This is a genomic window from Pseudomonas sp. HS-18, from assembly GCF_020401845.1.
GTDB classification, from domain to species: Bacteria; Pseudomonadota; Gammaproteobacteria; order Pseudomonadales; family Pseudomonadaceae; genus Pseudomonas; species Pseudomonas nitroreducens.
The window spans coordinates 1,521,372-1,547,598 of the sequence record NZ_CP084413.1; the positions used below are offsets into that span (position 1 = coordinate 1,521,372).

General features: G+C 64.9%; 28 protein-coding genes. 16 read left to right on the top strand and 12 right to left on the bottom strand.

What is annotated here, in order from left to right; translation table 11 throughout:
• Positions 1-59: 59 nt before the first annotated feature.
• Genes LDJ84_RS07095 through LDJ84_RS07110 form a run of 4 tightly spaced genes read right to left on the bottom strand, consistent with a single transcriptional unit; the run spans position 60 to position 4,404 of the window.
• A complete protein-coding gene (locus LDJ84_RS07095) occupies positions 60-1,580 on the bottom strand; it encodes a tripartite tricarboxylate transporter permease (protein WP_226046115.1) in 1,521 nt (506 codons plus the stop codon).
• Between the two features lie 10 nt (positions 1,581-1,590).
• Entirely contained in the window at positions 1,591-2,058 is a 468-nt protein-coding gene (locus LDJ84_RS07100; RefSeq protein ID WP_038803784.1) for a tripartite tricarboxylate transporter TctB family protein, read from the bottom strand.
• Positions 2,059-2,107: 49 nt separating this feature from the next.
• Entirely contained in the window at positions 2,108-3,085 is a 978-nt protein-coding gene (locus tag LDJ84_RS07105; protein WP_084359661.1) for a Bug family tripartite tricarboxylate transporter substrate binding protein, read from the bottom strand.
• A gap of 29 nt (positions 3,086-3,114) precedes the next feature.
• Positions 3,115-4,404 carry an OprD family porin gene (locus tag LDJ84_RS07110; protein WP_024765528.1) on the bottom strand — a complete coding sequence of 430 codons (1,290 nt, stop codon included), beginning with the start codon at positions 4,402-4,404 and terminating at the stop codon, positions 3,115-3,117.
• Positions 4,405-4,691: 287 nt separating this feature from the next.
• Here LDJ84_RS07110 and LDJ84_RS07115 point away from each other — a divergent pair, with 287 nt between their 5' ends.
• On the top strand, positions 4,692-5,363 hold the full coding sequence (locus tag LDJ84_RS07115; RefSeq protein ID WP_024765529.1) for a response regulator: 672 nt from the start codon (positions 4,692-4,694) through the stop codon (positions 5,361-5,363).
• A complete protein-coding gene (locus LDJ84_RS07120; RefSeq protein WP_226046116.1) occupies positions 5,356-6,762 on the top strand; it encodes a sensor histidine kinase in 1,407 nt (468 codons plus the stop codon). The genes LDJ84_RS07115 and LDJ84_RS07120 overlap by 8 nt, the downstream gene beginning before the upstream one ends.
• Positions 6,763-6,837: 75 nt before the next feature.
• On the opposite strand, the gene LDJ84_RS07125 is transcribed toward LDJ84_RS07120, so the two are convergent.
• Both LDJ84_RS07125 and LDJ84_RS07130 read right to left on the bottom strand, forming a co-directional pair.
• Entirely contained in the window at positions 6,838-7,674 is an 837-nt protein-coding gene (locus LDJ84_RS07125) for an HDOD domain-containing protein (RefSeq protein ID WP_024765531.1), read from the bottom strand.
• 45 nt (positions 7,675-7,719) lie between these two features.
• Positions 7,720-8,655: a YgfZ/GcvT domain-containing protein gene (locus LDJ84_RS07130; RefSeq protein ID WP_024765532.1), complete on the bottom strand. Its 936-nt coding sequence runs from the start codon at positions 8,653-8,655 to the stop codon at positions 7,720-7,722.
• Between the two features lie 169 nt (positions 8,656-8,824).
• Here LDJ84_RS07130 and LDJ84_RS07135 point away from each other — a divergent pair, with 169 nt between their 5' ends.
• Both LDJ84_RS07135 and LDJ84_RS07140 read left to right on the top strand, forming a co-directional pair.
• Positions 8,825-9,079, top strand: a complete 255-nt coding sequence (locus LDJ84_RS07135; protein WP_226046117.1) for a succinate dehydrogenase assembly factor 2 — start codon at positions 8,825-8,827, stop codon at positions 9,077-9,079.
• Positions 9,063-9,515, top strand: coding sequence for a protein YgfX (locus tag LDJ84_RS07140; RefSeq protein ID WP_226046118.1), 453 nt, complete (start codon positions 9,063-9,065; stop codon positions 9,513-9,515). Before LDJ84_RS07135 ends, LDJ84_RS07140 begins: the two co-directional genes overlap by 17 nt.
• On the opposite strand, the gene nadB is transcribed toward LDJ84_RS07140, so the two are convergent.
• The gene (nadB, locus tag LDJ84_RS07145; RefSeq protein ID WP_226046119.1) at positions 9,484-11,100 is read right to left on the bottom strand and encodes an L-aspartate oxidase; all 1,617 of its coding nucleotides are present in this window, start codon (positions 11,098-11,100) and stop codon (positions 9,484-9,486) included. The two genes, LDJ84_RS07140 and nadB, sit on opposite strands and share 32 nt — an antisense overlap.
• A 460-nt stretch (positions 11,101-11,560) precedes the next feature.
• On the opposite strand from nadB, the gene rpoE reads away from it, so the two are divergent.
• The 12 genes from rpoE (at position 11,561) to pdxJ (ending at position 22,125) form a co-directional block, all read left to right on the top strand.
• Positions 11,561-12,145 carry an RNA polymerase sigma factor RpoE gene (gene rpoE, locus LDJ84_RS07150; protein WP_024765535.1) on the top strand — a complete coding sequence of 195 codons (585 nt, stop codon included), beginning with the start codon at positions 11,561-11,563 and terminating at the stop codon, positions 12,143-12,145.
• 31 nt (positions 12,146-12,176) lie between these two features.
• Positions 12,177-12,761 (top strand): sigma-E factor negative regulatory protein, encoded by a 585-nt coding sequence (locus LDJ84_RS07155; RefSeq protein WP_024765536.1) that lies wholly within the window; start codon positions 12,177-12,179, stop codon positions 12,759-12,761.
• A 21-nt stretch (positions 12,762-12,782) separates the two neighbouring features.
• A complete protein-coding gene (locus LDJ84_RS07160) occupies positions 12,783-13,727 on the top strand; it encodes a MucB/RseB C-terminal domain-containing protein (protein ID WP_024765537.1) in 945 nt (314 codons plus the stop codon).
• Positions 13,724-14,179 (top strand): SoxR reducing system RseC family protein, encoded by a 456-nt coding sequence (locus LDJ84_RS07165; protein WP_024765538.1) that lies wholly within the window; start codon positions 13,724-13,726, stop codon positions 14,177-14,179. Before LDJ84_RS07160 ends, LDJ84_RS07165 begins: the two co-directional genes overlap by 4 nt.
• 36 nt (positions 14,180-14,215) lie before the next feature.
• Positions 14,216-15,646, top strand: a complete 1,431-nt coding sequence (locus tag LDJ84_RS07170) for a DegQ family serine endoprotease (protein ID WP_038803782.1) — start codon at positions 14,216-14,218, stop codon at positions 15,644-15,646.
• Positions 15,647-15,794: 148 nt separating this feature from the next.
• Positions 15,795-17,594, top strand: a complete 1,800-nt coding sequence (gene lepA, locus LDJ84_RS07175; protein WP_024765539.1) for a translation elongation factor 4 — start codon at positions 15,795-15,797, stop codon at positions 17,592-17,594.
• Between the two features lie 5 nt (positions 17,595-17,599).
• Positions 17,600-18,454 carry a signal peptidase I gene (gene lepB, locus LDJ84_RS07180; protein ID WP_024765540.1) on the top strand — a complete coding sequence of 285 codons (855 nt, stop codon included), beginning with the start codon at positions 17,600-17,602 and terminating at the stop codon, positions 18,452-18,454.
• 141 nt (positions 18,455-18,595) lie between these two features.
• Positions 18,596-18,973: a DUF4845 domain-containing protein gene (locus tag LDJ84_RS07185; RefSeq protein WP_024765541.1), complete on the top strand. Its 378-nt coding sequence runs from the start codon at positions 18,596-18,598 to the stop codon at positions 18,971-18,973.
• Between the two features lie 62 nt (positions 18,974-19,035).
• Entirely contained in the window at positions 19,036-19,662 is a 627-nt protein-coding gene (rnc, locus tag LDJ84_RS07190) for a ribonuclease III (protein ID WP_231387805.1), read from the top strand.
• Complete coding sequence (gene era, locus LDJ84_RS07195; protein ID WP_024765543.1) at positions 19,655-20,596, top strand: GTPase Era; 942 nt, start codon at positions 19,655-19,657, stop codon at positions 20,594-20,596. Before rnc ends, era begins: the two co-directional genes overlap by 8 nt.
• Before the next feature lie 88 nt (positions 20,597-20,684).
• The gene (gene recO, locus LDJ84_RS07200) at positions 20,685-21,389 is read left to right on the top strand and encodes a DNA repair protein RecO (protein ID WP_024765544.1); all 705 of its coding nucleotides are present in this window, start codon (positions 20,685-20,687) and stop codon (positions 21,387-21,389) included.
• A complete protein-coding gene (gene pdxJ / locus LDJ84_RS07205; protein WP_024765545.1) occupies positions 21,382-22,125 on the top strand; it encodes a pyridoxine 5'-phosphate synthase in 744 nt (247 codons plus the stop codon). The genes recO and pdxJ overlap by 8 nt, the downstream gene beginning before the upstream one ends.
• A 97-nt stretch (positions 22,126-22,222) precedes the next feature.
• Here the strand turns inward: pdxJ and cmoB are convergent, their stop codons facing one another.
• The 5 genes from cmoB to LDJ84_RS07230 form a co-directional block, all read right to left on the bottom strand.
• Positions 22,223-23,191: a tRNA 5-methoxyuridine(34)/uridine 5-oxyacetic acid(34) synthase CmoB gene (gene cmoB, locus LDJ84_RS07210; protein ID WP_226046120.1), complete on the bottom strand. Its 969-nt coding sequence runs from the start codon at positions 23,189-23,191 to the stop codon at positions 22,223-22,225.
• Complete coding sequence (cmoA, locus tag LDJ84_RS07215) at positions 23,188-23,928, bottom strand: carboxy-S-adenosyl-L-methionine synthase CmoA (protein ID WP_226046121.1); 741 nt, start codon at positions 23,926-23,928, stop codon at positions 23,188-23,190. The genes cmoB and cmoA overlap by 4 nt, the downstream gene beginning before the upstream one ends.
• Before the next feature lie 113 nt (positions 23,929-24,041).
• A complete protein-coding gene (locus LDJ84_RS07220) occupies positions 24,042-24,614 on the bottom strand; it encodes a hypothetical protein (protein ID WP_026078837.1) in 573 nt (190 codons plus the stop codon).
• Between the two features lie 87 nt (positions 24,615-24,701).
• The gene (locus tag LDJ84_RS07225; RefSeq protein ID WP_226046122.1) at positions 24,702-25,448 is read right to left on the bottom strand and encodes a substrate-binding periplasmic protein; all 747 of its coding nucleotides are present in this window, start codon (positions 25,446-25,448) and stop codon (positions 24,702-24,704) included.
• Position 25,449: 1 nt separating this feature from the next.
• The gene (locus LDJ84_RS07230) at positions 25,450-26,124 is read right to left on the bottom strand and encodes a lysoplasmalogenase (RefSeq protein ID WP_226046123.1); all 675 of its coding nucleotides are present in this window, start codon (positions 26,122-26,124) and stop codon (positions 25,450-25,452) included.
• Positions 26,125-26,227 lie beyond the last annotated feature (103 nt).

The window sequence follows — 26,227 nt, forward strand, 5'->3', positions numbered from 1 at the left end:
CGCACGACGGCGGGCCTTGAAAATCGCCGCGCGTCTCGACGCGGCGAGCGTGGTTGCTTTTACGCGGCGTCAGCCAGCGCCTCGCGGGAGCGGCGGGCGCGTTTGCGCCAGGCGCGGACCAGCGGCAGGCCGAGCATCAGCGCGACCAGTGCCCAGGTGCCGATGGCGATGGGGCTGGACCAGAGAATGCCCAGTTCACCGTTGGAGATGGACAGCGCGCGGCGCAGGTTCTGCTCCATCAGCCCGCCGAGGATGAAGCCCAGCAGCAGCGGTGAGAGTGGGAAGTCCAGCTTGCGCAGGATGTAGCCGAGGATGCCGATGGCGACCATCAGGAACAGGTCGAAGGTGGTGGCGTGCACGGCGTACACGCCGATGGCGGTGATGATCGCGATGCCCGGCACCAGCGCCCAGTTCGGCACCGAGAGGATGCGGGTGAACACCCGGACCATCGGCACGTTGAGGATGATCAGCATGACGTTGGCGATGAACAGCGAGGCGATCAGGCCCCAGACGATGTTCGGCTGTTCCTGGAACAGCAGCGGGCCGGGGGTGATGTTGTACAGGCTGAGCGCGCCGATCATCACCGCCGTGGTGCCCGAGCCGGGGACGCCGAGGGTCAGCATCGGCACCAGGGCGCCGCAGGCGGAGGCGCCGATGGCGGTTTCCGGGGCGGCCAGGCCGCGCAGGTCGCCCTTGCCGAACTTGCCCGACTCGCCCGCCATCTTCTTCTCGGTCATGTAGGCCACGGCGCTGGCGAGGGTTGCGCCGGCGCCGGGCAGCACGCCCATGATGAAGCCGAGCAGGCCGCAGCGCAGGTTGACCACTGCCACCGAGGCCGCTTCCTTCGCGTTGAACAGCATGCGTCCGCTGGCCTCGACCATCTTGTGGCCGTGGTGGGTCTTCTCCAGCAGCAGGAGGATTTCGCTGACCGAGAACAGACCCAGTACCAGCACCACGAACTGGATGCCGTCGGAGACGTGGATATTGTCGAAGGTGAAGCGGTACACGCCGCTGTTGGCGTCGATCCCGATGCTGGACAGGAACAGCCCGAGCAGCGCTGCCAGCAGCGTCTTCAGCGGCCGGTCGCCGGCCAGCCCGCCCAGGGCGACGATGGCGAAGACCATCAGCACGAAGTATTCCGCCGGGCCGAAGGCGATCGCCCATTTCGCCAGCAGCGGGGCGAACAGCACCATGCCGCAGGTGGCGATGAAGGCGCCAATGAAGGAGCTCCAGGCCGACAGCGACAGGGCCACGCCGGCCAGGCCGTTGCGTGCCATGGGGTAGCCGTCGAGGGTGGTCATCACGGTGGAGGCTTCGCCGGGGATGTTCAGCAGGATCGAGGAAATCCGTCCGCCGTATTCGCAACCCAGGTACACGGCGGCCAGCAGGATCAGCGCCGACTCCGGCGGCAGGCCGAGGGCGAAGGCCACCGGGATCAGCAGGGCCACGCCGTTGATCGGGCCCAGGCCCGGCAGCAGGCCGACGACGGTGCCGATCAGGGTGCCGATCAGCGCGGTGATCAGGTTGTAGGGGGTCAGGGCAACACCGAAGCCCTGGCCGAGGTAGCTCAACGTATCCATGATTCAGTCCTCAGAGCAGGGGATCGAGGATGCCCAGCGGTAGCGGGACGTCCAGGGTGCGGTCGAACAGCACGTAGAGGCCGATGGCGAGCAGCGTGGCAGTGACCACGCTGGCCACCGGGCGGCCGCCGTAGATCAGCGCGATGAAGGTGCCGACCAGGGCACTGGCGGGGATGAAGCCCAGCGGCTCGAACAGCCCGGCGTAGACCGCGAGCAGCGCGACGCAGAGCACCACCTTGGCCAGCAGCGCGCCTTCCAGCGCGGGCTCGTCGTCCTCGCGCTTGATCGGTGTGGGCCGCACGATCAGCCAGGCGAGGCCGGCAGCCATCAAGCCCAGGCAGAGCAGCGGATAGGCGCGCGGGCCGACCGGTTCGTAGGAGAAGGGCGCCTGCAGTTGCCAGGCGATCAGGGCGAAGGCGACGCAGGCGAACAGCCAGGCGCCGGCGAACAGCCGCTGGAAGAGGCTGGTACGGGACATGGGGAGTCTCCTGGCGCCGCCTTCGTTGAAGGCGGCGCCGCACGGGGCGTTACTGGATGAGGCCGAACTCGCGGGCGAGCTGCTTGTACTGGGCGACCTGCTGCTTCACGTAGGCGTCCAGCTCCGGGCCGGTCATGGCGAAGGGGAACAGTTCGCGCTGGTCGCGCAGCTTGGCGAAGTCTTCGGAAGCCAGCAGCTTGTCGAAGGAGGCCTTCCAGAACTGGTAGTCCTCATCGCTCACCTTCGGCCCGACGTAGAAACCGCGCACCACCGGCCAGACGATGTCGAAGCCCTGCTCCTTGGCGGTGGGGATGTCGGCCATGCCTTCATCCTTCAGGCGCTCCTCGGCGAACACCGCGAGGATGCGCATCTTGCCGGCGCGGATGTGCGGCATGGAGTCGGAGATATCCGTGCTGCCCACCTGGATATGCCCGCCCAGCAGCGCCGTGGCGATCTCGCCGCCGCCCTCCAGGGCGACGTAACGCAGCTGCTTCGGATCGATGCCGGCGGCCTTTGCGATCAGCGCGGTCTGCATCCAGTCCTGGCTGCCGACGGTGCCGCCGGAGCCGATCACTACCTTGCCCGGGTCGGCCTTGAGCGCAGCGACCAGGTCGCCGAGGTTCTGGTACGGCGAGTCGCTGGGCACCGCGATGGCGCCGTAGCTGGTGCCCACGGCGGCCAGCCATTTCACGGCGTTTTCGTCGAAGCGGCCGAACTTGCCCTGGGCCAGGTTCAGCAACGAGCCGCTGGAGAAGGCGGTGATGGTGTTGCCGTCGGCCGGACGCTGGGCGACCACCGCGTTGTAGGCCACGGCGCCGACACCGCCGGGCATGTAGGTGACACGCATCGGCTTGGTCAGCAGCTTCTCGTCCACCAGGGCGCTCTGCGCCAGCTTGCAGGTGAGATCGAAGCCGCCGCCGGGAGAGGCCGGGGCGATGCATTCCGGGCGCTTGGGCTCGGCCATCAGTTGGCTGGCGGCGAGCAGGGTGGCGCCGGCCAGGGTCAGGTTGCGCAGGACGGTGGACATGGTGCGATGCCTCTCTTGTTGTTGTCGGTTTACCAGATCGCCAGGGAGTAGCTGAGGTAGATACGCGTCTCGTCGGCGTCCCGCGCGAAGCTCGAACGGTAGGTGGCGTTGCGCACGCGCACTGCCACGTCCTTGAGCGGGCCGCTCTGGATCACGTACTTGATGTCGGTGTTGCGCTCCCATTCCTTGCCGTGACCGTCCATGCCGTTGATTTTGGCATTGTCGCCGCTGATGTAGCGATTCATCAGGGTCAGGCCGGGGATGCCGAGGCCGGCGAAGTCGTAGTCGTGGCGCACTTGCCAGGAGCGCTCGTCGGTCTCGGCGAAGTCGCCGACCTGGACGAAGTTGACGAGATAGGGGTTGCTGCCATCGATGTAGGGGAAGGCGCTATCGCCGCTCATCTGCTGCCAGCCGAGGCTGAACTTGTTGGCGCCCAGGGCGTAGCCGAGCATGCCGTTGAAGGCGCGGTTGTCGATTTCGCCGCCGCGCGCCTCGCCCTGGTCGTCGCTGATGGCCAGGCGCACATCCGCGCTGAACTTGCCTGGGCCCAGCGGATAGGCGGCGAGCAGGCCGACGAAGTGCTGGCGGTAGACCTCGTCCAGCTGCGCGTAGTGGTAGCGGCCGGTGAGGTGGTCGGTGAACTTGTAGTCGCCGCCGGCCAGGTCGTAGTGCTTGCCTTCGGCGCTGCCGCCGGAGAAGCGGCGGTTCTTGTTGTTCAGCGCAAGGTCGGTGTAGTCGGTGGAGTCGCGGTCCTTCACTTTCTCCAGACGCCCGCCGGTGAAGTTCAGGCCCGGCAGGTCGGTGGAGTTGAGCAGGCCGCCCTCGAAGGTCTGCGGGAACAGGCGGCTGTCGTTGGGCTGCAGGGTGGGCAGGTCGGGAATCAGGCTGCCGATCTTCAGCTCGGTCTCGGATGCCTTGAACTTGGCCGTCAGGCCCAGCTTGCTGTATTCGTCGGCGGCGCGGCCGTCGTCATGGGTGGGCAGCAGGCCGGTGCCGGTGCGGTCCGGCGAGGAGTCGAGCTTCAGGCCGAGCATGCCCATGGCGTCGAGGCCGACGCCGATGGTGCCGGGGGTATAGCCGGACTGGAAGTCGAGGATGAAACCCTGCGCCCATTCTTCGCGCTTGGACTGGCCGGCGCCGTCGCGAAAATCGCGGTTGAAATAGATGTTCTGGGTGCTGAGCGTGGCGCTGCTGTCTTCGACAAAGCCGGCGGCATCGCACAGCGGCGCGACCCCGGCGAAAGCCAGCAGGGCGGGTGTCAGGCAGCGGGAGTTGGGCTTGGCAAAAGCCGGTGCAGCCAAAGGCTGGGCGGTGGGCATCTGTGGTCTCCGTTCTTGTTGTTGTCGCGAAAGGGCACCACGCCGCCTTCCGCTCTGTTGACGGTCTTTGCCGTCGCCGAGTCCGCTGCTCCCGCCGTTGCGCCTGGGCAGTCGGCGCTGAAAAGAACGGGGTTGGGAGGCGGCTCGTCGGCGATGCTAACGGGCTAAGCTTTCGCCAGGCTTTCAGTCTCCTTTCACAGTGATTTCAGCGAATTTCCCCCATTCACAGCGGCTCGCGGATGGGTAAACTGCCGGCCCGAACCTGTAGTCCGAAGGGGTAGTCCCACGTGCGAATCCTCTTGGTTGAAGACCATCCGCAGCTTGGCGAGAGCGTCGCCCAGGCGCTCAAGGGCGCGGGTTGGACGGTGGACCTGCTGCAGGACGGCGTGGCCGCCGACCTGGCCCTGGCCAGCGAGGACTACGCCCTGGCCATCCTCGATGTCGGCCTGCCGCGGCTGGACGGTTTCCAGGTGCTGGCGCGCCTGCGCGAGCGCGGCAAGACGCTGCCCGTGCTGATGCTTACCGCCCGTGGCGAGGTGCGTGACCGTGTGCACGGCCTGAACCTGGGCGCCGACGATTACCTGGCCAAACCCTTCGAACTCACCGAGCTGGAAGCGCGGGTGAAGGCCCTGCTGCGCCGCAGTGTGCTCGGCGGTGAACAGCAGCAGCGCTGCGGCGAACTGGTCTACGACCTCGGCGCGCGGCGCTTCACTCTCGCCGAGCAGGCGATGAACCTCACTTCCCGCGAGCAGGCCGTGCTGGAGGCGCTGATCGCGCGACCGGGGCGGGTGATGAGCAAGGAACAACTGGCGGCGCAGGTGTTCGGCCTGGACCAGGATGCCAGCGCCGATGCCATCGAGATCTACGTGCATCGCCTGCGCAAGAAGCTCGAGGGCAGCTCGGTGCGTATCGTCACCTTCCGTGGCCTGGGCTACCTGCTGGAAGCCCAGGATGGCTGAACGGCGCTGGCGCTTTCCCGGCACGGGAAGCCTGCGCGGGCGGCTGCTCTGGCGCCTTGGCGGCCTGCTGCTGGTGCTGCTGCTGATCGGCAGCGCGGCCACGTACTGGCGTGCCCGCCACGCCGCCGACATAGCCTATGACCGAACGCTGCTGGCGTCCGCGCGGGACATCGCCGACGGCCTCTACGCCAGCGACGGCACCCTGCGCGCCAACGTGCCCTACGTGGCGCTGGACAGCTTCGAGTACGACAGCGCCGGGCGGATCTTCTACCAGGTGATCGATCCCCAGGGGAAAATGATCTCCGGCTACGAGAACCTGCCGGCACCGCTGCCGACCACCCCGCGCACCGACGATTACCCGGCGCTGGCCAAGTTCTATGACGCCACCTACGAGGGGCAGGGCGTGCGGGTGGTCAGCCTGTTGCAGCCGGTGAGCCAGCCGACGGTCAACGGCATGGCGGAAATCCGCGTCGCCGAAACCATGGGCGCGCGGGAGCGGCTGGCGCGCAACCTGCTCGCCGACACCTTGCTCAACCTGGCGCTGTCGGCCATTGCCGCGCTGATGATGGTCTGGTACGCGGTGAGCGCCGGCCTTCGCCCCCTGGATCGCCTGCGCGAAGCGGTGGAGGAGCGCCAGCCGGACGACCTGCGCCCGCTGCCGGAAGTCCGTGTGCAGAAGGAACTGCGCCCATTGGTGGCGGCGCTCAACCACTTCACCGTGCGTCTGCGCGGGCTGTTCGACCGGCAGTCGCAGTTCATCGCCGAGGCGTCCCACGAACTGCGTACGCCACTGGCCGCGCTCAAGGCGCGGTTGGAGCTGGGCCTGCGCGAGGAAGACCCGCAGCGATGGCGCACGACGCTGGTCGAGGCCGTGCAGAACACCGACCGGGTGACCGGGCTGGCCAATCAGCTGCTGTCGCTGGCTCGCGTCGAAAGTGGTGCCCGCGCCATTGCCGAAGGAGCAGGAGAGCGCATCGAACTGGGCCAACTGGCCCGCGAACTTGGCCTGGCGCTGGCGCCCCTGGCTTATTCGCGCGGCGTGGCGCTGGCGCTGGAAGCGGATGAACCGGCCTGGGTGAAGGGCGACCCGACGCTGCTCAACGAACTGCTCAGCAACCTGGTGGATAACGCCATCGCCCACGCTCCGGCAGATGGCAACGTGATCATCCGCGTGCGTTCGCCGGCAGAACTGGAGGTCGAGGACGATGGCCCCGGCATCCCGGCGGAAGAGCACGACAAGGTCTTCCGCCGCTTCTACCGCCGCCGCCAGCAGGGCACCGGCCTGGGCCTGGCCATCGTCGGCGAGATCTGCAGCGCGCATCGTGCCCGCATCGAGTTGGGCCAGGGCGAGCTGGGCGGGCTGCTGGTGCGGGTGACCTTCCCGGCGGAAAACGCCTGAGCCAGAAACACGAAACCCGCCGGCAAGGGCGGGTTTCAGCGCTGGGCAGGAGCAGCCCTGCCAAGCTCAATGCCGTTATTGCAACATGCTCATGGCCGCTTCCATGGCGGCGGAGAGGTCTTCGTCTTCCTTCACGTCCGCCTTCGGGTCCAGGCCCAGCTTGGCGAACGCCGGGATGATTGCCCAGTCCAGCTCGGTGTAGGGATGCTGGCTGCCGAGGTAGCTTTGCAGGGTGGCGACCTGGACGATGTCGACGTAATCGACCTTGGCCGAGTCGCGGCTGAAGTCCAGGTGCTGGCCCGGCACGGCGGCGATCGGCGCCGGGAAGTCCCAGGCCTTGAGGATGCGGTCGCCGATGATCGGGTGGATGCGCTCGATCACGTGGTTGAGGCTGATGGAGTCGGCCAGCAGCTCGCTGTGCTCCTCGGCGTAGGTGAGGATCGGCAGCACGCCGATCTGGTGCACCAGGCCGGCGAGGGTCGCCTGGTCCGGCGCGAGGCGAGTGTAGTGGCGGCACAGGGCGTGGCAGATGCCAGCGATCTCGGTGCTCTTGGTCCACACCTCGCGCATCTTGCGGTCTACCACGTCGGAGGTGGCCTGGAACATCTGCTCCATGGCCAGGCCGGTGGCCAGGTTGCAGGTGTAGTTGATCCCCAGTCGGCTGATCGCCATCTGCAGATCGTTGATTTCCTTGTTGGTGCGCAGCAGGGGGCTGTTCACCACCTTGATAATGCGCGCGGTCAGGGCGGCGTCGTTGCCGATCACCTTGGCCAGATCCTGGATGCTGATGTCCGGGTCTTCGGCCGCTTCGCGCACGCGCAGGGCGACTTCGGGCAGCGTCGGCAGCACCAGCTCATCGTTGTCGATGGCCCGTAGCAGTTCCTGTTGTACTTTTTCGGCAAGCTTGCTCATGAAGTGTCCTTCAGGGAAAGCCGGGCTCCCCGCCCGGCACGGAATTCAGCGCTGGATCTCGCGATCGCTGTCCAGAACGTAAGGCAGATCCAGCAGGCGCAGGGGCTGATCCTCGCCCAGACGCACATTGCCGTCGGCAGCGGCGTCGTCCTGCAGCACGGCGAGCAGCTCCACGCCATCGGCCGCGCGGGCGGCCAGTACCACCTCGCCGACGCTGGTGGAGTGCACCGGCGAGAACAGCTCGCGGCCCGGCTCCGGCAGTTCGCCGCTGTTGAGTTTCAGACGGTGCAGGCGGCGCTTGAGGCGGCCCAGGTACTGCATGCGCGCAACGATTTCCTGGCCGGTGTAGCAGCCCTTCTTGAAGCTCACGCCGCCCACGGCCTGCAGGTTGATCATCTGCGGGATGAACAGTTCGCGGGTGGCGCCGAACACCTGGCCGACGCCGGCACGCACCTGGCCGAGCAGCCAGTCGTTGAGTTCGGCGTGGGGCAGGTGGGCCTGCAGCAGCTCGGCAATGGCAGCGGCACGCTCGGCCGGCACCCAGAGTTCGACGCGGCCCTGGCCGAGGCCGATGGCGATCAGGCCGTCGGCCCGCGCTACCTGGTCGGCTTCACCGGAGAGCGGCAGCTTCAGTTCGGCCAGAACGGCGTCCGCAGCGCTCAGGCCGAAGCGCGCCCACTGGCTGCTGTCATCGGAGAGGGTGGCCTTGGAGAACACGGCGTACTTCTTCAGGTCCGCCAACTGGCTGTCCAGCAGGTCCCTGGCCATGGCCAGCAGGAAGCCTTCGCCCTCGGCGAGGATGCGGAAACTGGAGGTCATCCGGCCCTTGGGCGTGCAACGGGCGCCGAGGCTGGAATACTCGGCGTTGAGGTAATTGAGATTGCAGGTCAGCTGGCCCTGGAGGAATTTGGCGGCGTCCGCGCCACGGACGGCGAGAATCCCTTCGTGATTGAGTTCGGTGTAGAAAGCAGAGTCGGTCATCACGATTCGCTGGAAGAAAGTTAGGGGCCTCATGATAGAGCTCAGGCCCCGCCTTGTCAGCGGGTGCCGGGGGAGTCGAGCATGCGTATAATGCCGCTCGGCTCGCGCCGTCCGTCGACTTCGCGAGCGACAACACGTATTCGCCCGCTGTTAATCGAGGTGCCCGCAGATGACCGACGAAACCGAACTCAAACGCCTTTTCTGGCACAGCCGCCGCGGCATGCTGGAACTGGACGTCCTGCTGGTGCCCTTTGTCCAGGAAGTCTACCCGGGCCTGCCCGCCGATGATCAGGCGCGCTTCCGCAAGCTGCTGGAGTGCGAGGACCAGGACATGTTCGGCTGGTTCATGCAGCGCGGCGAACCGGAAGATGTCGACCTGCGCATCATCGTTCGCATGATCCTGGACCGTGTCCAGCCGAAGTGACCCCTTCGAGTGCCGCTGGCAACCGTCCATCGGTTTGCTGGCGGCCTATCTCGCCGCGCAGTTCGGTGCCGTCCTGGCGCTGCTGCTCGCGGACATTCCCCTTCACTGGAAAACGCTCGGCCTGAGTCTCGGCCTGCTGCATGCCTGCTGGGTTGTGCCGCGGCAGATTCTATTGCGCGCGCCGGATTCGGTGCGTGCACTGCGCCACAACGCCGAGGGCTGGCAGCTGTGGAGCGAGCGGGAAGGCTTCCAGCCGGTGCAGCTGATGCCGGACAGCCTGGCGCTGCCCAGGTTGATCGTCCTGCGTTTCCGCCGCCCCGGCGATTGGCTGGCTCGCAGCGTCTGCGTCCCCGCCGATGCCCTGGCGCCGGAGTTGCACCGGCGTCTGCGGGTGCGGCTGAGGTTCAGCCGCAATAGGTGGACGGCGCCAGGATAGTGTCGCGGGCCTCGGGCAGCAGGTCCGGATAGTCCAGCGTGTAGTGCAGGCCGCGGCTCTCGCGGCGCTGCATGGCGGAGAGGATGATCAGCTCGGCCACCTGGGCCAGGTTGCGCAGTTCGATCAGGTCGCGGCTGACCTTGTAGTTGGAGTAGAACTCGTCGATCTCGTCCAGCAGCAGGCGCACGCGGTGCTGGGCGCGGGCCAGGCGCTTGTTGGTGCGCACGATGCCCACGTAGTCCCACATGAAGCGCCGCAGTTCGTCCCAGTTGTGCGCGATGATCACGTCTTCGTCCGAGTCGGTCACCTGGCTGGCATCCCAGCAGGGCAGCGCGACCGGGGCCTGCTCCTTGGGCAGCTTGGCGAGGATCTCGGCGGCGGCGGAACGGGCGTAGACGAAGCACTCCAGCAGCGAGTTGCTGGCCATGCGGTTGGCGCCGTGCAGGCCGGTAAAGGTGGTTTCGCCGATGGCGTAGAGGTTCGGCACATCGGTATGGCCATGCTCGTCCACCAGTACGCCGCCGCAGGTGTAGTGCGCCGCAGGCACGACCGGGATGGGCTCGCGGGTGATGTCGATGCCGAAGTCCAGGCAGCGTTCGTAGACGGTGGGGAAGTGCTCGCGAATGAACTCGGCCGGCTTGTGGCTGATGTCCAGATAGACGTAGTCGATACCCAGGCGCTTCATCTCATGGTCGATGGCGCGGGCCACCACGTCGCGCGGGGCGAGTTCGCCCAGGGCATGGAAGCGCGGCATGAAGCGTTCGCCGTTGGGCAGGCGGAGCAGGGCGCCTTCGCCACGCAACGCCTCGGTGATCAGGAAACTCTTGGCCTGCGGGTGGTACAGGCAGGTCGGGTGGAACTGGTTGAACTCCAGGTTGCCGACCCGGCAGCCGGCGCGCCAGGCCATGGCGATGCCGTCGCCGGAATTGCCGTCCGGGTTGCTGGTATAGAGATAGACCTTGCTGGCGCCGCCGGAGGCAAGGACGGTGAAGCGCGCGCTGAAGGTGTCGACTTCGCCGGTGGCGCGATCCAGCACGTAGGCCCCCAGGCAGCGCTGGCCGTTCATCCCCAGTTTTCGCTCGGTGATCAGGTCGACGGCGACCCGCTGCGACAGCAGCTCGATATTCGGCCGCTGGCGCGCCTGCTCCAGCAGCGTATTGAAGATCGCCGCACCGGTGGCGTCGGCGGCATGGATAATGCGACGGTGGCTGTGGCCGCCCTCTCGCGTCAGGTGAAATTCGAAGCCGCCATCCTCGCGCCCCGGCTCATGGTCGCGGGTGAAGGGTACGCCCTGCTCGATCAGCCACTGGATGGCTTCGCGGCTATGCTCGACAGTGAACTTTACCGCGTCTTCGCGGCACAGGCCGGCGCCAGCGACCAGGGTGTCCTCGACATGGGACTCCACGGTATCGGTGTCATCCAGCACGGCAGCGACGCCGCCCTGGGCCCAGAAGGTGGAACCCTGGGAAAGCTCGCCCTTGCTCAGTACGGCGATCTTCAGGTGCGAGGGCAGCGTCAAAGCCAGCGTCAGGCCGGCGGCCCCGCTGCCGATCACTAGGACATCGTGCTGGAAATGCTGACTCATACCCGGCTCCACAAAATGGCGCCCTAGTATATAGAAGGGGGCCACGGCACAATACTGGCGAACCGATGACACCGAATGCGCGTGCGGTGGGCGGCAGTCGCAGGGCCGGAGGCATTCCTCACCGCTGAAGCCAGCCTGGCGGACGTCAGAGGCGGCGTCGAGGTCATTGCAGGATCACAGCAATTCACCGGAACTTTTTCAGGCGTTCCGGTTCGAACGCGGAATACCCAATCAGCTTTGCGCGCAGATTGACATTGCGCGGAAGGGGAGCGGGTGTTCCGCCCGGTACAGTTGAATTTGACGGGCTCCGGACGCATGTCGGGGTCCGGTTGCCGCCAATGTGAAAAAACTGTGCGGCGTATGCTTGGAGGGGAGAACTTTTGCAAAAGACCCGAGTCTATCTTGGCAGGACGATTCACCAGGGTGCTCGAAGCTCCTCCAGGTTTTCAGAGGAGCATTCATGCTAACCCAGGAAACGGATCAGCAACTGGTTGAACGGGTACAGCGCGGAGATAAACGGGCATTCGACCTGCTGGTGCTGAAGTACCAGCACAAGATTCTGGGGCTGATCGTGCGATTCGTGCACGACGCCCAGGAAGCCCAGGACGTCGCGCAGGAAGCATTCATCAAGGCGTATCGCGCCTTGGGTAACTTCCGCGGTGACAGTGCCTTTTATACCTGGCTGTACCGTATCGCCATCAACACCGCGAAGAACCATCTGGTTGCGCGCGGTCGGCGGCCGCCGGACAGCGATGTCACGGCAGAGGACGCGGAGTTCTTCGATGGCGATCACGCCCTGAAGGACATCGAGTCGCCGGAAAGAGCCATGCTGCGGGATGAGATCGAGGAAACGGTCCATCGCACCATCCAGCAGTTGCCCGATGATCTGCGCACGGCGTTGACCCTGCGCGAGTTCGAAGGCCTGAGTTACGAAGATATCGCCACCGTGATGCAGTGTCCGGTGGGAACCGTCCGCTCACGGATCTTCCGTGCGCGGGAAGCGATCGACAAAGCTTTGCAGCCTTTGTTGCATGATGAAGTCTGATACAGCGGCAGAAGCCAAGAGAGGTACCGCTATGAGTCGTGAAGCCCTGCAGGAATCGCTGTCCGCTGTTATGGATAACGAAGCGGATGAGCTGGAGCTGCGGCGTGTGCTTGCAGCCTGCGGCGAGGACGCCGAATTGCGGGCCACCTGGTCCCGTTACCAACTGGCCCGTGCGGTGATGCACCGCGAGCCGGCCATGCCCAAGCTGGACATTGCGGCTGCCGTATCCGCCGCATTGGCCGACGAGGCCGTGCCGGCCCCGCGCAGTCGTAATCCCTGGCGCAATGTCGGCCGCCTGGCAGTCGCCGCCTCGGTGACCCTGGCTGTGCTGGCCGGTGTGCGCATGTACCACCAGGATGACAGTGTTGCCAACGGCCTTGCCCAGCAAGGCGCCACTCCGCAGATTGCCCTGCCGCAAGTGCAAGGCCCGGCGGTACTGGCAGGCTACACTCAGGACGAGGCGCCGCAGGTGATCACCAATGCCCAGGGCGGGCAGACCACCTGGCACGAGCAGCGTCTTCCGGGTTACCTGCGTCAGCATGCGCAGCAGTCCGCCGTCAGCGGCACCGACAGCGCCCTGCCCTACGCACGCGCCGCGAGCCTGGAAAGCCGCTGATTTGCGACCTTAAGGAGCGACATGCGCGCTACGACAGCACTGTTGTTCTTCCTCGGCGGTCTGCTGGCATTGCCAGTCCAGGCCGCTGATGCGTTGGACTGGATCAAGCGCCTTTCCGAGGCTGATCAGCAACAGAACTTCCAGGGTACATTCATCTACGAACGCAGTGGAGCCTTCACCACCCACGATGTCTGGCATCGGGTGGAGAGTGATGGCTCGGTTCGCGAGCATCTTGTCCAGGTCGATGGGCCGCGCCAGGAAGTGGTGCGTGTCGATGGTGCCACCCAGTGTGTAGGTGGCGGCATGTCCGGACAGGTGTCGACCGGCGAGCTGTGGCCGGCCCGCAAGCTCAATCCGACGGATCTGTCCGCTTACTATGATGTTCGCGTCGCCGGCGAGTCGCGTATCGCCGACCGCCCGGCGGTGGTGCTGGCGGTCATTCCGCGAGATCAGCATCGCTACGGGTTCGAGTTGCACCTGGACAAGGAAACAGGGCTGCCGCTCAAGTCCCTGCTGCTCAACGACAAGGGCCAGATCATCGAGCGCCTGCAGTTCACCCGTATCGACATGGAGGCGCCGGACGACGGAGCGCTCCAGCCGAGCGCGGCCTGCAAGCCGGTGAAGGAAACCAAGGTCGCTGAAGTGAAGACCACCTGGCATTCGGAATGGGTGCCGCCGGGCTTTACCCTGAATAGCACGCTGCAGGAGCGCAGCCCGGTCTCCAATGACCAGGTCCTGTGTCTCGCCTATGGCGATGGGCTGGCGCGCTTCTCGGTGTTTCTTGAACCGCTGCACGGCGCCAAGGTCGACGATGCCCGCACCCAGCTGGGCCCGACCACGGTGGTGTCGAGGCGGTACGCCGGTGACGATGGCGGCACCATGGTGACCGTGGTCGGTGAAATCCCCAGTGGCACGGCCGAGCGCGTGGCGTTGTCCATGCGGCCAACTGGAGCCCAGCCACAGTGATCCAAGAGCGGGGGAGGGTGATTGCGGTCGATTCTGGATCCGTCCAGGTCGAAACGCTGCGCCACTCCACCTGCTCGGGGTGCTCGGTCAGTGCTGGTTGCGGCCAGGGACTCTTGCGTCAGTTGGGTGTTGTGCGTCGGCGCGGCGCAATGCGGGTCATGTCTTCATTGGCGCTGGCGCCCGGCGACGAAGTCGTGCTGGGTATGGATGAAGGCCTGCTGCTCAAGAGTGCCCTGCTTTTCTATCTGTCTCCTCTGATCGGGCTGTTCACGCTGGCGCTCCTGGCGGCGGGCCTCGATCTGGGGGAGCCTCTCATCATCGTGGCCGGGCTGGCGGGTTTCCTGCTGGCCTGGCTGCTGGTGCGTCACTACACGCGACGCCATACGGATGATCCGGCGATGCAACCGGTTGTGCTGCGTGCGCTGGTCGGTGGGCCGCCCGGCCCAATTTAGTGATCTTCCCAATCAACATCACGGGAGCTGTAGTCAATGCAAACCCTGAAACGCAGCATGGCTGCGCTGGTCGCCTTGCTGGCCCTTAGCCTGTCGGTTACCGCGCGAGCTGAACTACCGGATTTTACGCCGCTGGTCGAGAAAGCCTCGCCGGCGGTGGTCAACATCAGTACCACCCAGAAGCTTCCTGATCGCTCCAGCGCACAGATGGGCATTCCGGACCTCGACGGCCTGCCGCCGGGCCTGCGCGAATTCTTCGAGCGCAGCATTCCTCGTGGCCAGGGCGGTCAGGGGCAGGCTCCCCGTGGCCAGCAGCGCGAGGCTCAGTCCCTGGGTTCGGGCTTCATCATTTCCGATGATGGCTACATCCTGACCAACAACCATGTGGTCGCCGACGCCGACGAGATTCTCGTGCGCCTGTCCGATCGCAGCGAGCACAAGGCCAAGCTGGTCGGTGCCGATCCGCGCAGCGACGTGGCCGTGCTGAAGATCGACGCCAAGGGCCTGCCGACGCTCAAGCTGGGCGATTCCGACAAGCTGAAGGTCGGCGAGTGGGTGCTGGCCATCGGCTCGCCGTTCGGCTTCGATCACTCGGTGACGGCCGGCATCGTCAGTGCCAAGGGCCGCAGCCTGCCGAACGAGAACTATGTGCCGTTCATCCAGACCGACGTGGCGATCAACCCGGGTAACTCCGGTGGCCCGCTGCTGAACCTGCAGGGTGAAGTGGTAGGCATCAACTCGCAGATTTTCACTCGCTCCGGTGGCTTCATGGGGCTTTCGTTCGCGATCCCTATCGATGTGGCGCTGAACGTCGCCGATCAGCTCAAGGCTGGCGGCAAGGTCAATCGCGGCTGGCTGGGTGTGGTGATCCAGGAAGTGAACAAGGATCTGGCCGAGTCCTTCGGCCTCGACAAGCCGGCCGGCGCGCTGGTCGCGCAGCTGGTGGAAGATGGTCCGGCAGCCAAGGGCGGCCTGCAGGTGGGTGACGTGATCCTGAGCCTGAATGGCCAGACCATCAATGAGTCCGCCGACCTGCCGCACCTGGTGGGCAACATGAAGCCGGGCGACAAGGCGTCCCTGGAGGTCATTCGTGACAACAAGCGCCAGACCCTGAGTCTGACCATTGGCAGCTTGCCCGAGGATGACGACGCAATCGCCGCCGTCGAAGGCAAAGGTGCCGAGCGCAGCAGCAACCGCATGGGCGTGACCGTGGCGGAACTGACCTCTGAGCAGCGCAAGTCCCTGGATATCAAGGGCGGCGTGGTCATCAAGGAAGTGCAGGGCGGTCCGGCGGCCATGATCGGCCTGCGTCCGGGAGATGTCATCACACACCTGAACAACCGCGCAGTGGATTCCTCGAAAACCTTCAGCGAAATCGCCAAGGCGTTGCCGAAGGATCGTTCGATTTCCATGCGCGTGCTGCGCCAGGGGCGTGCGAGCTTCATCACGTTCAAGCTGACCGAGTAAGGCCGGCGCACCAGAAAAGGGCGGTTTCGACCGCCCTTTTTCATGCCTGACCGTCCGGCTCGGCGTGACGCCCCTGGCTGTATTCAGGTAAACTTCCCGGCTATTTTTCGGCGGACCGCCGCCTTCAGCCTTCCGAGTGTGTTCAGCCGTGAGTGACCTTAGTCATATCCGCAATTTCTCCATCATCGCCCACATCGACCATGGCAAGTCGACGCTGGCAGACCGCTTCATACAGATGTGCGGCGGCCTGTCCGACCGCGAGATGGAGGCCCAGGTGCTGGACTCCATGGACCTGGAGCGTGAGCGCGGCATCACCATCAAAGCGCACAGCGTCACCCTTCACTACAAGGCGAAGGATGGCAAGACCTACCAGCTGAACTTCATCGATACCCCCGGCCACGTCGACTTCACTTACGAAGTCAGCCGCTCGCTGGCCGCCTGCGAAGGCGCGCTGCTGGTGGTGGACGCAGGCCAGGGCGTGGAAGCGCAGTCGGTCGCCAACTGCTACACCGCCATCGAGCAGGGGCTGGAAGTCATGCCCGTGCTGAACAAGATGGACCTGCCGCAGGCTGACCCGGACCGCGTGAAGGACGAGATCGAAAGCATCATCGGCATCGACGCCACCGACGCCGTGGCCTGTTCGGCCAAGAGCGGCATGGGCGTGGAAGATGTGCTGGAGCGCCTGGTCACTGCCATTCCTGCGCCCGAAGGCGAGATTGATGCGCCGCTACAGGCACTGATCATCGACTCCTGGTTCGACAATTACCTGGGCGTGGTCTCGCTGGTGCGCGTGAAGCACGGCCGCGTCAAGAAGGGCGACAAGATCCTGGTGAAGTCCACCGGCAAGGTCCACCAGGTGGACAGCGTCGGCGTGTTCACCCCCAAGCACACCGAGACCCCGGACCTCAAGGCTGGTGAAGTAGGCTTCATCATCGCCGGCATCAAGGACATCCTCGGTGCCCCGGTGGGCGACACCCTGACTCTGAACAACACACCCGATGTGGACGTGCTGCCAGGCTTCAAGCGCATCAAGCCGCAGGTCTACGCCGGCCTGTTCCCGGTCAGCTCCGATGACTTCGAGGACTTCCGCGAAGCGTTGCAGAAGCTGACCCTGAACGATGCCGCCCTGCAGTACGAGCCGGAAAGCTCCGAGGCCCTGGGCTTCGGCTTCCGCATCGGCTTCCTCGGCATGCTGCACATGGAGATCATCCAGGAGCGCCTGGAGCGCGAATACGACCTGGACCTGATCACCACCGCGCCGACCGTGATCTTCGAGATCGTGCAGAAGAATGGCGACATCCTCTATGTCGACAACCCATCCAAGCTGCCCGATCTTTCCTCCATCGACGAGATGCGTGAGCCGATTTGCCGCGCGACGATTCTTGTGCCTCAGGAGCACCTGGGCAACGTCATTACCCTGTGCATCGAGAAGCGCGGTGTCCAGCGTGACATGCACTTCCTCAGCGGCCAGGTCCAGGTGATCTATGACCTGCCGATGAACGAAGTGGTGCTGGACTTCTTCGACCGCCTGAAGTCCACCAGCCGTGGCTATGCTTCGCTGGACTACAGCTTCGATCGCTTCGAGCCGGCCAACCTGGTTCGTCTCGATGTACTGATCAACGGCGAGAAGGTCGACGCCCTTGCCCTGATCGTCCACCGCGACAATGCCCCGTACAAGGGCCGTCAGCTGGTGGAGAAGATGAAGGAATTGATTCCGCGGCAGATGTTCGACGTCGCGATCCAGGCGGCCATCGGCGGGCAGATCATCGCCCGCTCGACGGTCAAGGCGCTCAGGAAGAACGTGCTGGCCAAATGCTACGGTGGTGACGTGAGTCGTAAGCGCAAGCTGCTGGAAAAGCAGAAGGCCGGTAAGAAAAGGATGAAGCAGGTCGGTAGCGTGGAGATTCCGCAGGAAGCCTTCCTCGCTGTGCTCAAAGTGGACAGTTGAACCCTATGACCCTGAATTTCCCGCTGTTGCTGGTGATTGCCGTCGCAGTGTGCGGCGTTCTTGCCCTGGTGGACCTGGTGCTGTTCGCACCGCGTCGCCGGGCGGCCATTTCCGCCTATGAAGGCTCCGTCAGCGAAGCCGATCCGGCGGTGCTGGAGAAGCTGAACAAGGAACCGGTGCTGGTCGAATACGGCAAGTCGTTCTTCCCGGTGCTGTTCATCGTGCTGGTGCTGCGTTCGTTCCTGGTGGAACCGTTCCAGATTCCGTCGGGTTCGATGAAGCCGACCCTGGAAGTGGGCGATTTCATCCTGGTGAACAAGTTCGCCTATGGCATCCGCCTTCCGGTACTGGATACCAAGGTGATCCCGGTGGGTGACCCGCAGCGCGGCGATGTCATGGTCTTCCGCTACCCCAGCGATCCGAACATCAACTACATCAAGCGTGTCATTGGCGTGCCGGGCGACACCATTCGCTACACCAGCGACAAGCGCCTGTACATCAACGACCAACTGGTGGCCGAGTCCCTGGTGGGCGAGGAGCCGGGCACGCTGGGCAGTGTGACCCTGTACCGAGAGAAGCTGGGCGCCGTGGAGCACATGATCCGCAAGGAAATGACCCGCTTCCGCATCGAGCCCGGCAAGCAGTGGAAGGTGCCGGCCGAGCACTACTTCATGATGGGCGACAACCGCGACAACTCCAACGACAGCCGCTACTGGAACGATCCGAAGATTCCGAAGGACCTGTTGGGCATGGTTCCGGATCGCAATATCGTCGGCAAGGCGTTCGCAGTCTGGATGAGCTGGCCGGATCCGAAGATGCGCAATCTGCCGAATTTCTCGCGAGTCGGCGTGATTCACTAAACTTGTGAGACGCTTCGGGCCGGCAAGGTTGGAGCGATGCTAAAAAAGGCGGGGCTGCACGCGGGGAGCGAGGCAGCCCCGCTTCACTTGGACCCGCTGCGGTTGGCGGGCAAATAAGAAAGATACCGACATGAGGTCGATATGACGTACGCACGTTCGCAGAAGGGGATGTCGTTGCTGAGTTGGCTGGTAGTGCTTGCCTTCGTGGCATTCATTGCCAGCGCCGCGTTCAAGGTCATTCCGCATTACCTGGACTACTACGCCGTAGAAAAAGCGATCAAAGCCGTTGAGACCGACAAGAGCGCTGAAGTCAGTGATGTGCATTCCTTCTACGCTTATATGGAAAGGGCGCTGATGCTTAACGGCATCCGCGACCTAAAGCTGGATGAAGCGCTGGATATCAAGCAAGAGAACAATGAGTTCCTTGCCCACCTGAAGTATGAAAAACGCGAGCCACTGGTGCAGAACATTGACCTGGTGGTCAAATTTGACAAAGAATTCCGTGTACGAGTGCCGTGAGCAACAACAGCCTGGATCGACTTGAGCGCAAGCTTGGCTACACCTTCCGCGACCAGGACCTGATGGTCCTGGCGCTGACCCATCGCAGTTTCGCCGGGCGCAATAACGAGCGCCTGGAGTTCCTCGGTGACGCCATCCTCAACTTCGTCATTGGCGAAGCCCTGTTCACCCATTTCCCCCAGGCCCGTGAAGGCCAGCTGTCGCGCTTGCGTGCGCGCCTGGTGAAAGGCGAGACCCTGGCCCTGCTGGCCCGCGGTTTCGAAATCGGGGATTACCTGCGACTGGGCTCGGGCGAGCTGAAGAGCGGCGGGTATCGCCGTGAGTCGATTCTGGCTGACGCCATGGAGGCGCTGATCGGCGCCATCTATCTGGACACCGGCATGGATTCTGCCCGTGAGCGGATCATGGCCTGGCTCGGCCCGCAGTTGCGTGAGCTGACCCCGGTGGATACCAACAAGGACCCCAAGACCCGCCTGCAGGAGTTCCTGCAGTCCCGCGGGTGCGAACTGCCGCGCTACGACGTGGTGGATATCCAGGGCGAGCCGCACTGCCGCACCTTCTTCGTCGAGTGCGAGGTGGCCCTGCTGAATGACAAGACCCACGGGCACGGCGGCAGCCGCCGTATCGCCGAGCAGGTGGCCGCCGCCGCCGCGCTGGCAGCCCTGGGCGTGGAGAATGGCCATGAGTGAGCACGAGCAAGACCAGCACGACCCATCCGAGCACGATGAAGCAGGAGTCGTTCGTTGCGGCTATGTGGCCATCGTCGGCCGCCCCAACGTCGGCAAGTCGACCCTGCTCAACCATATCCTCGGGCAGAAGCTGGCGATCACCTCGCGCAAGCCGCAGACCACCCGCCACACCCTGTTGGGTATCAAGACCGAGGGTGACGTGCAGGCGGTGTATGTCGACACCCCCGGCCTGCACAAGGACAACGACAAGGCCCTCAACCGCTACATGAACCGTTCGGCCAGCGCCGCGCTGAAGGACGTCGACGTGGTGATCTTCGTCGTCGATCGCAATCGCTGGACCGACGAAGACCAGATGGTCTACGACAAGGTCAAATACGTGAGTTGCCCGGTCCTGCTGGCGGTGAACAAGGTCGACCGCATGGAAGACAAGGGCGAGTTGCTGCCGCACCTGAAGTGGCTGGCCGAACAGCTGCCCAATGCCGAAGTCGTGCCGATCTCCGCCCAGCACGGGCAGAATCTCGATGTGCTGGAATCCCTGGTGGCCGAGCGCCTGCCGGAGAGCGAGCACTTCTTCCCGGAAGACCAGATCACCGACCGCAGCAGCCGTTTCCTCGCTGCCGAGCTGGTGCGCGAGAAGATCATGCGCCAGCTGGGCGCGGAGCTGCCGTACCAGGTCACCGTGGAGATCGAGGAATTCAAGCAGGACGGTCCTATCCTGCATATCCATGCGCTGATCCTGGTCGAGCGTGACGGCCAGAAGAAGATCATCATCGGCGAGAAGGGCGAGCGCATCAAAAGCATCGGCCAGAACGCGCGCAAGGACATGGAAGTGCTGTTCGATTCCAAGGTCATGCTCAATCTCTGGGTGAAGGTGAAAGGCGGCTGGTCCGACGACGAGCGCGCACTGCGTTCGCTGGGCTACGGCGACCTCTGACCCTCGGCGCCCCGCGACCTTTTGCGGGGCGCACCCTTCGGGCGCCTGAGGGCGCTCACCTCCCGACTTCCACTCCAGGCGTAGCGCCATGAGCCTCGCTTCCACTGCCCAAGCCGCCTTCGTCCTGCACAGCCGTCCCTACAAGGAAACCAGCGCGCTGGTGGATTTCTTCACCCCGCTGGGGCGTCTGCGTGCTGTGCTGCGCGGCGCGCGGGGCAGGGCCGGTGCGCTGGCGCGGCCGTTCGTGCCGCTGGAGGTCGAGTTCCGCGGACGCAGTGAGCTGAAGAACGTCGTGCGCCTGGAACCCAACGGCATCCCCAACCTGCTCAGTGGCGAGGCGCTGTTCAGCGGCCTGTACCTGAACGAGCTGATGATCCGCCTGCTGCCGGCGGAGGATCCGCATCCCGCATTGTTCGATCACTACCTCGCGACCCTGCCGCTGCTGGCCGCCGGCAATCCGCTGGAGCCGTTGCTGCGCTCCTTCGAATGGCGGCTGCTGGACGACCTGGGCTATGGTTTTTCCCTGGACACCGATATCGTCGGCCAGAGCGTTGCGCCGGACGGTCTCTATCGCCTGTTGCCCGACTCGGGCCTCGAGCCGGTCGGCAGCCTGCAGCCGGGCCTGTTCCACGGCGCCGACCTGCTGGCCATGGCCGAAGCCGACTGGAGCGCGCCGGGCGCCCTGGCGGCGGCCAAGCGCCTGATGCGCCAGGCGCTGGCACCCCATCTTGGCGGCCGACCGCTGGTCAGCCGCGAGCTCTTCATGAATCGCAAGGACAACTCCCGTGACTGAAGCCAACCGTATCCTGCTCGGCGTGAACATCGACCACGTCGCCACCCTGCGCCAGGCCCGCGGCACCCGTTATCCCGACCCGGTGAAAGCCGCGCTGGACGCCGAGGAAGCCGGCGCCGACGGCATCACCGTGCACCTGCGCGAAGATCGCCGGCACATCCAGGACCGCGATGTGCGCGTGCTAGCCGAAGTGCTGCAGACGCGCATGAACTTCGAGATGGGTGTGACCGAGGAGATGATGAAGTTCGCCGAGATCATCCGTCCGGCCCATGTATGCCTGGTCCCGGAAACCCGCCAGGAACTGACCACCGAGGGCGGCCTGGACGTCGCCGGCCAGGAAGCGCGCATCCGCGAAGCGGTGCAGCGCCTCGCGGCCGCTGGTTGCGAAGTGTCGCTGTTCATCGACCCTGACCCGCTTCAGATCGAGGCCTCGGCACGCATCGGTGCGCCGGCCGTCGAACTGCACACCGGTCGTTACGCCGACGCGCACAACCCGGCCGAAGCAGCCCATGAACTGGCGCGCATTCGCGATGGCGTGGAATTCGGCCTGTCCCATGGCCTGATCGTCAACGCCGGCCACGGCCTGCATTACCACAACGCCGAGCCGGTGGCGGCGATTGCCGGGATCAACGAACTGAACATCGGCCACGCCATCGTCGCTCACGCGCTGTTCGTGGGCTTCAAGCAGGCAGTTGCCGAGATGAAGGCGCTGATCGTGGCGGCGGCCAATCGCTGATTGGGGTGGTTCGCGAGCAAGGGCTAGACGCCTCCTTCGGTCCTACAAGGAGCACTGCTCTTCGTAGGATCGAGCTTGCTCGCGAACCTGTCGAGATTTAGGGCTTGCGTGCCACCAGCGTGGCGCGCAGCGGCGCCGGCAGGCCTTCGATGGTGCGGCCGTGATCTTCCGGATCGAGGAAATCCGGTAGCGACTGGTAGCGCATCCACTCGGTCGCCCGCTGTTCGTCCACCGAGGTGCGGCTGATGTCCACGCTGCGCACGTCAGTGAAGCCCGCGCGGCGCAGCCACAGCTCCAACGCCGGCACCGACGGCAGGAACCACACGTTGCGCATCTGCGCGTAGCGGTCCTCGGGCACCAGCACGGTGTTCACGTCGCCTTCCACCACCAGGGTCTCCAGCACCAGTTCGCCCCCCTTGCGCAGGCAATCCTTGAGCGCGAGCAGGTGGTCGATGGGGGAGCGGCGATGGTAGAGCACGCCCATGGAGAACACGGTATCGAAGCCTTCCAGCTTTTCGGGCAGGTCTTCCAGGGCGAAGGGCAGGTGCCACGTCGGTAGGTCTGGCAGGTAACGCTTCATGGCGAGGAACTGGCAGAAGAACAGCCAGTTCGGATCGACGCCCACCACGCTGCGCGCGCCCGCGCCGAGCATGCGCCACTGGTAGTAACCGTTGCCGCAGCCGACATCCAGCACGCGCTTGCCGGTCAGGTCGAGGTACGGCGAGACACGCTCCCATTTCCAATCCGAGCGCCATTCGGTATCGATGTGCACGCCGAACAGGTGGAACGGTCCCTTGCGCCATGGGATCAGCCCTTGCAGGGCGAGCTTGAGCTGGTCGCGGGTGGCCTCGTCGCAGGTGCCTTCCAGATTGAAACGCTCGCGCAGCTCGACGGCGGCAGGCTGCAGTTCGGGCAGATGATCCACCGCGGCCAGCCAACGTTCCAGGTCGCCATGGCCGTCGTCGACCTTGGCGGCCAGTTGCGCGGGCAGCGTGGCCGCCCAGGATTCCAGCGGTGTGCCGGCCAGTTCAAGGCCGAGGCGGTCGAGGTCGAAGCGTTCGATCATGGCAGGGCAATCAGGGATGCGAAGTTGAGGCATTGGAACCAGGGCACGACCTTGGAGAAACCGGCGGCCAGCAGGCGCTCTCGGTGGGTTTCCAAGGTGTCGGGGCGCATGACGTTCTCGATGGCGGTGCGCTTCTGGGCGATTTCCAGTTCGCTGTAGCCATTGGCGCGCTTGAAGTCGATGTGCAGGTCGGTGAGCAGCTCGTGCTCCTGCTCGTCGGCGAAGCGCAGCTTCTCCGAGAGGATCAGCGCGCCGCCGGGCAGCAGGGCGCCATGCAAGCGGGTGAGCAGTTCCAGGCGTTGTTCGGGGGCGATGAACTGCAGGGTGAAGTTCAGCGCGATCAGCGAGCAGGGCTCGAGGTCCAGTTTGAGGATGTCCGCCTCGATCAGTTCGACCGGCAGCAGTTCCTGGTGCATGGCGTCCTGGGCGCGCAGGTATTCGCCGCAGCGTTCGATCATCGGCGCGGAATTGTCGACGCCGATGACGCAGCAGCCGTCGGTCTTCACGTGGCGGCGCAACGCCTGGGTCACGGCGCCCAGCGAGCAGCCGAGATCGTAGAGCACGCTGTTCGGGGTAGCGAAGCGCGCGCCGAGCACGCCGATGTTCTCGACGATGGTGGGGTAGCCCGGCACCGATCGTTTGATCATGTCCGGGAAGACGCGCACCACGTCTTCGTTGAAGGTGAAGTCGGGAACCTGGGCTTGCGGCTGGGCGAAGATGCGGTCGGATTCGCTCACGCTGGATGGGGCCTCGTTACGCTGGACTGGCGACGGGGCGCGGCGCGCCCGGTTTGCCGGGGCGCGCATTGTAGCCGAGGCGCGAAGTGCGCCCAAGCGTCAGCCGATCAGGGTCACTTGAGCTGGTCGGAGAAGTATTCGCCGGCACCCTGCAGCGGGCCGAGCGGGTTCTTCTTGTCTTCCATGCGGCGGATGTTCGGCTCGCCATTGCTGGTCTTGTGCACGACCACGTCGTCGATCAGCACGAACACCGGGCGGAACGACCAGCCCTGCACCTGGCGGCGCTTGCGGAAGTTGAAGATGTCGGCCCAGAAACTGCCGACGCGCTGGCTGTCGGTCTTATTGAAGTCGAAGGCGTAGCCGATGCAGCGGTCCTTGGCCTGCAGGCAGGTGACCAGACCGTCAGGCAGGTAGTCGATGGGGATGTTGGGTTGCACGAAGAGCAGGCGCACGTCGATGAACGAGAGCATCTTGGCGTTGCCCTGGGACAGCGGATCGAAGCCCAGCGCATAGAGCTGCGACTTGGTGGTCTTGCCAGGATCGACCTGGTTGTAGCGGCTCTGTGCATCCTGGTAATCCAGGAATGGTGACTGCACTTCCGCGCGTTCGCTGGGCAGCAGGCTGCCACAGGCCGAGAGAGTCAGGCAGGCTCCCAGCAACAACATCGAGCGAACTACTGCACGCATGGAGCTCCCCTTTTTCCCAGTCTCTTATAATTGATCTATAGCCGATGACAGAGGGCTCTGCCGGACTTTTCTCATGCCTTCGTGGGACTAGTCAACGGCGATGCCATAACCCTGCATCAGGGGTTTCCACTGGTCAGTGCGACGCAGTTTACGCAGGCCTTCGTCGAGGTCGGCCAGGCGATCCTGCACGCCATCCAGGCGCGGATTCAAGGCGACGTACATGGGACGTTTATCGGCGAGTTCACCGGCGGCTTGAATGCTCTCCGACAGGCCGTGGCGATGCAGGTAATGCTCGACGATCTGGCTGTCCTCCAGCAGTACCGTGATGCGTCCCAGCAGCAGCTTCTGGATATTGCGTTCGAGGACTTTCTCGCCGCTGAGCACCTGAACCTGCTCATGGTTGGAAAGGTGTTCGTCGCGCCAGGCATCCAGCTCCCGGCCGTAGGAGTAGCCCTGGGCCAGACCGATGGACTGGTTGCCCAGCGAGGTCGGACCTTGCCAGGTCCAGGGGTTGTCGTTGCGCACGTAGAAGCGCATGGTCACCCAGCCGATGGGCTCCTCGCCGATCAGCAGTTCTTCTGACTCTTCGCTGTAGGCGCCGACCACGCCATCCACCAGCCCCTCGCGGGCCATCTGCAGGGCGCGCGGCCAGGGCAGGGGTTCGAACAACGGCGGCTGCGGCAGGACCTGACCGAGGGCTTCGAGCAGGTAGCCGGGCTTGTCCGGGTCGTCCGGGCAGAGGTAGGGACACCAGTCGTCACCGGCCAGGCGCAGGGGTTCGGCGCTGGCCAGCGCCGAGCAGAGGAGTAGCAGCGGTGAAGCGATTCGCAGCATGTCAGGCCCGGGAAGCGGTTTGTCCTTCCGAGTATGGCAGAGCGAAATGACGGGATGTGACCGACGCGGCGATGCCAAGTTGGCCGAGCCAGTAAGTGAGCATGATGGCGTAGGACGAACCGTCGAAGGCGGCGACGAAGCGGTTGATGCCGATCATCGAGTCGGAGCTGACGAACAGCAGCGCGCCCAGGGCGGCGAACACCCGGCTGGCACCGGCAATCGACGGCACGCCGAGACGAGCGATGGCGCGCCAGAGCATGGCACTGATGGTCAGGCTATACAGCGCGATCGGCAACAGCAGTGGGCCGAGTCCGCGGCTGTAGAGCAGGGCGAACAGGGCGCCGCCCACGCCACCTGCGATCAGCAGGCCTAGCGGGGCTAGGCGGCGGGTGTCGCCCAGGTAGGCGGCCAGGTAGGCGAGATGCGCAAGCAGGAAGGCGGCCAGGCCAGGCACGAAGGCGTTGATCGGCCATTCCAGCAGGATGTCGCCGAGCATCGACAGCACCAGGCCGACGGTAACCCAGCGGCGATAGCCGTCTGCAGGTGTACCGAGAATCCAGAAGAGCATGGCGAGGACCGGCAGCGGTTTGCACAGCATGCGCAGGGTGGGCAGGTCGAAGGTCACGGCGAACAGGTAGGCGGCACCGCCGATCAGTGCCAAGAGTGCCCAGCGCATGGGCTTCCCTCCCGAGGAAATGAGCGCCCACTGTGCCGCAGCGCGGTGCCTGGCCGACAGGCCGAAGGCGTCAGCGCGAGCGGCTTATGGCGCCGGGTATCGC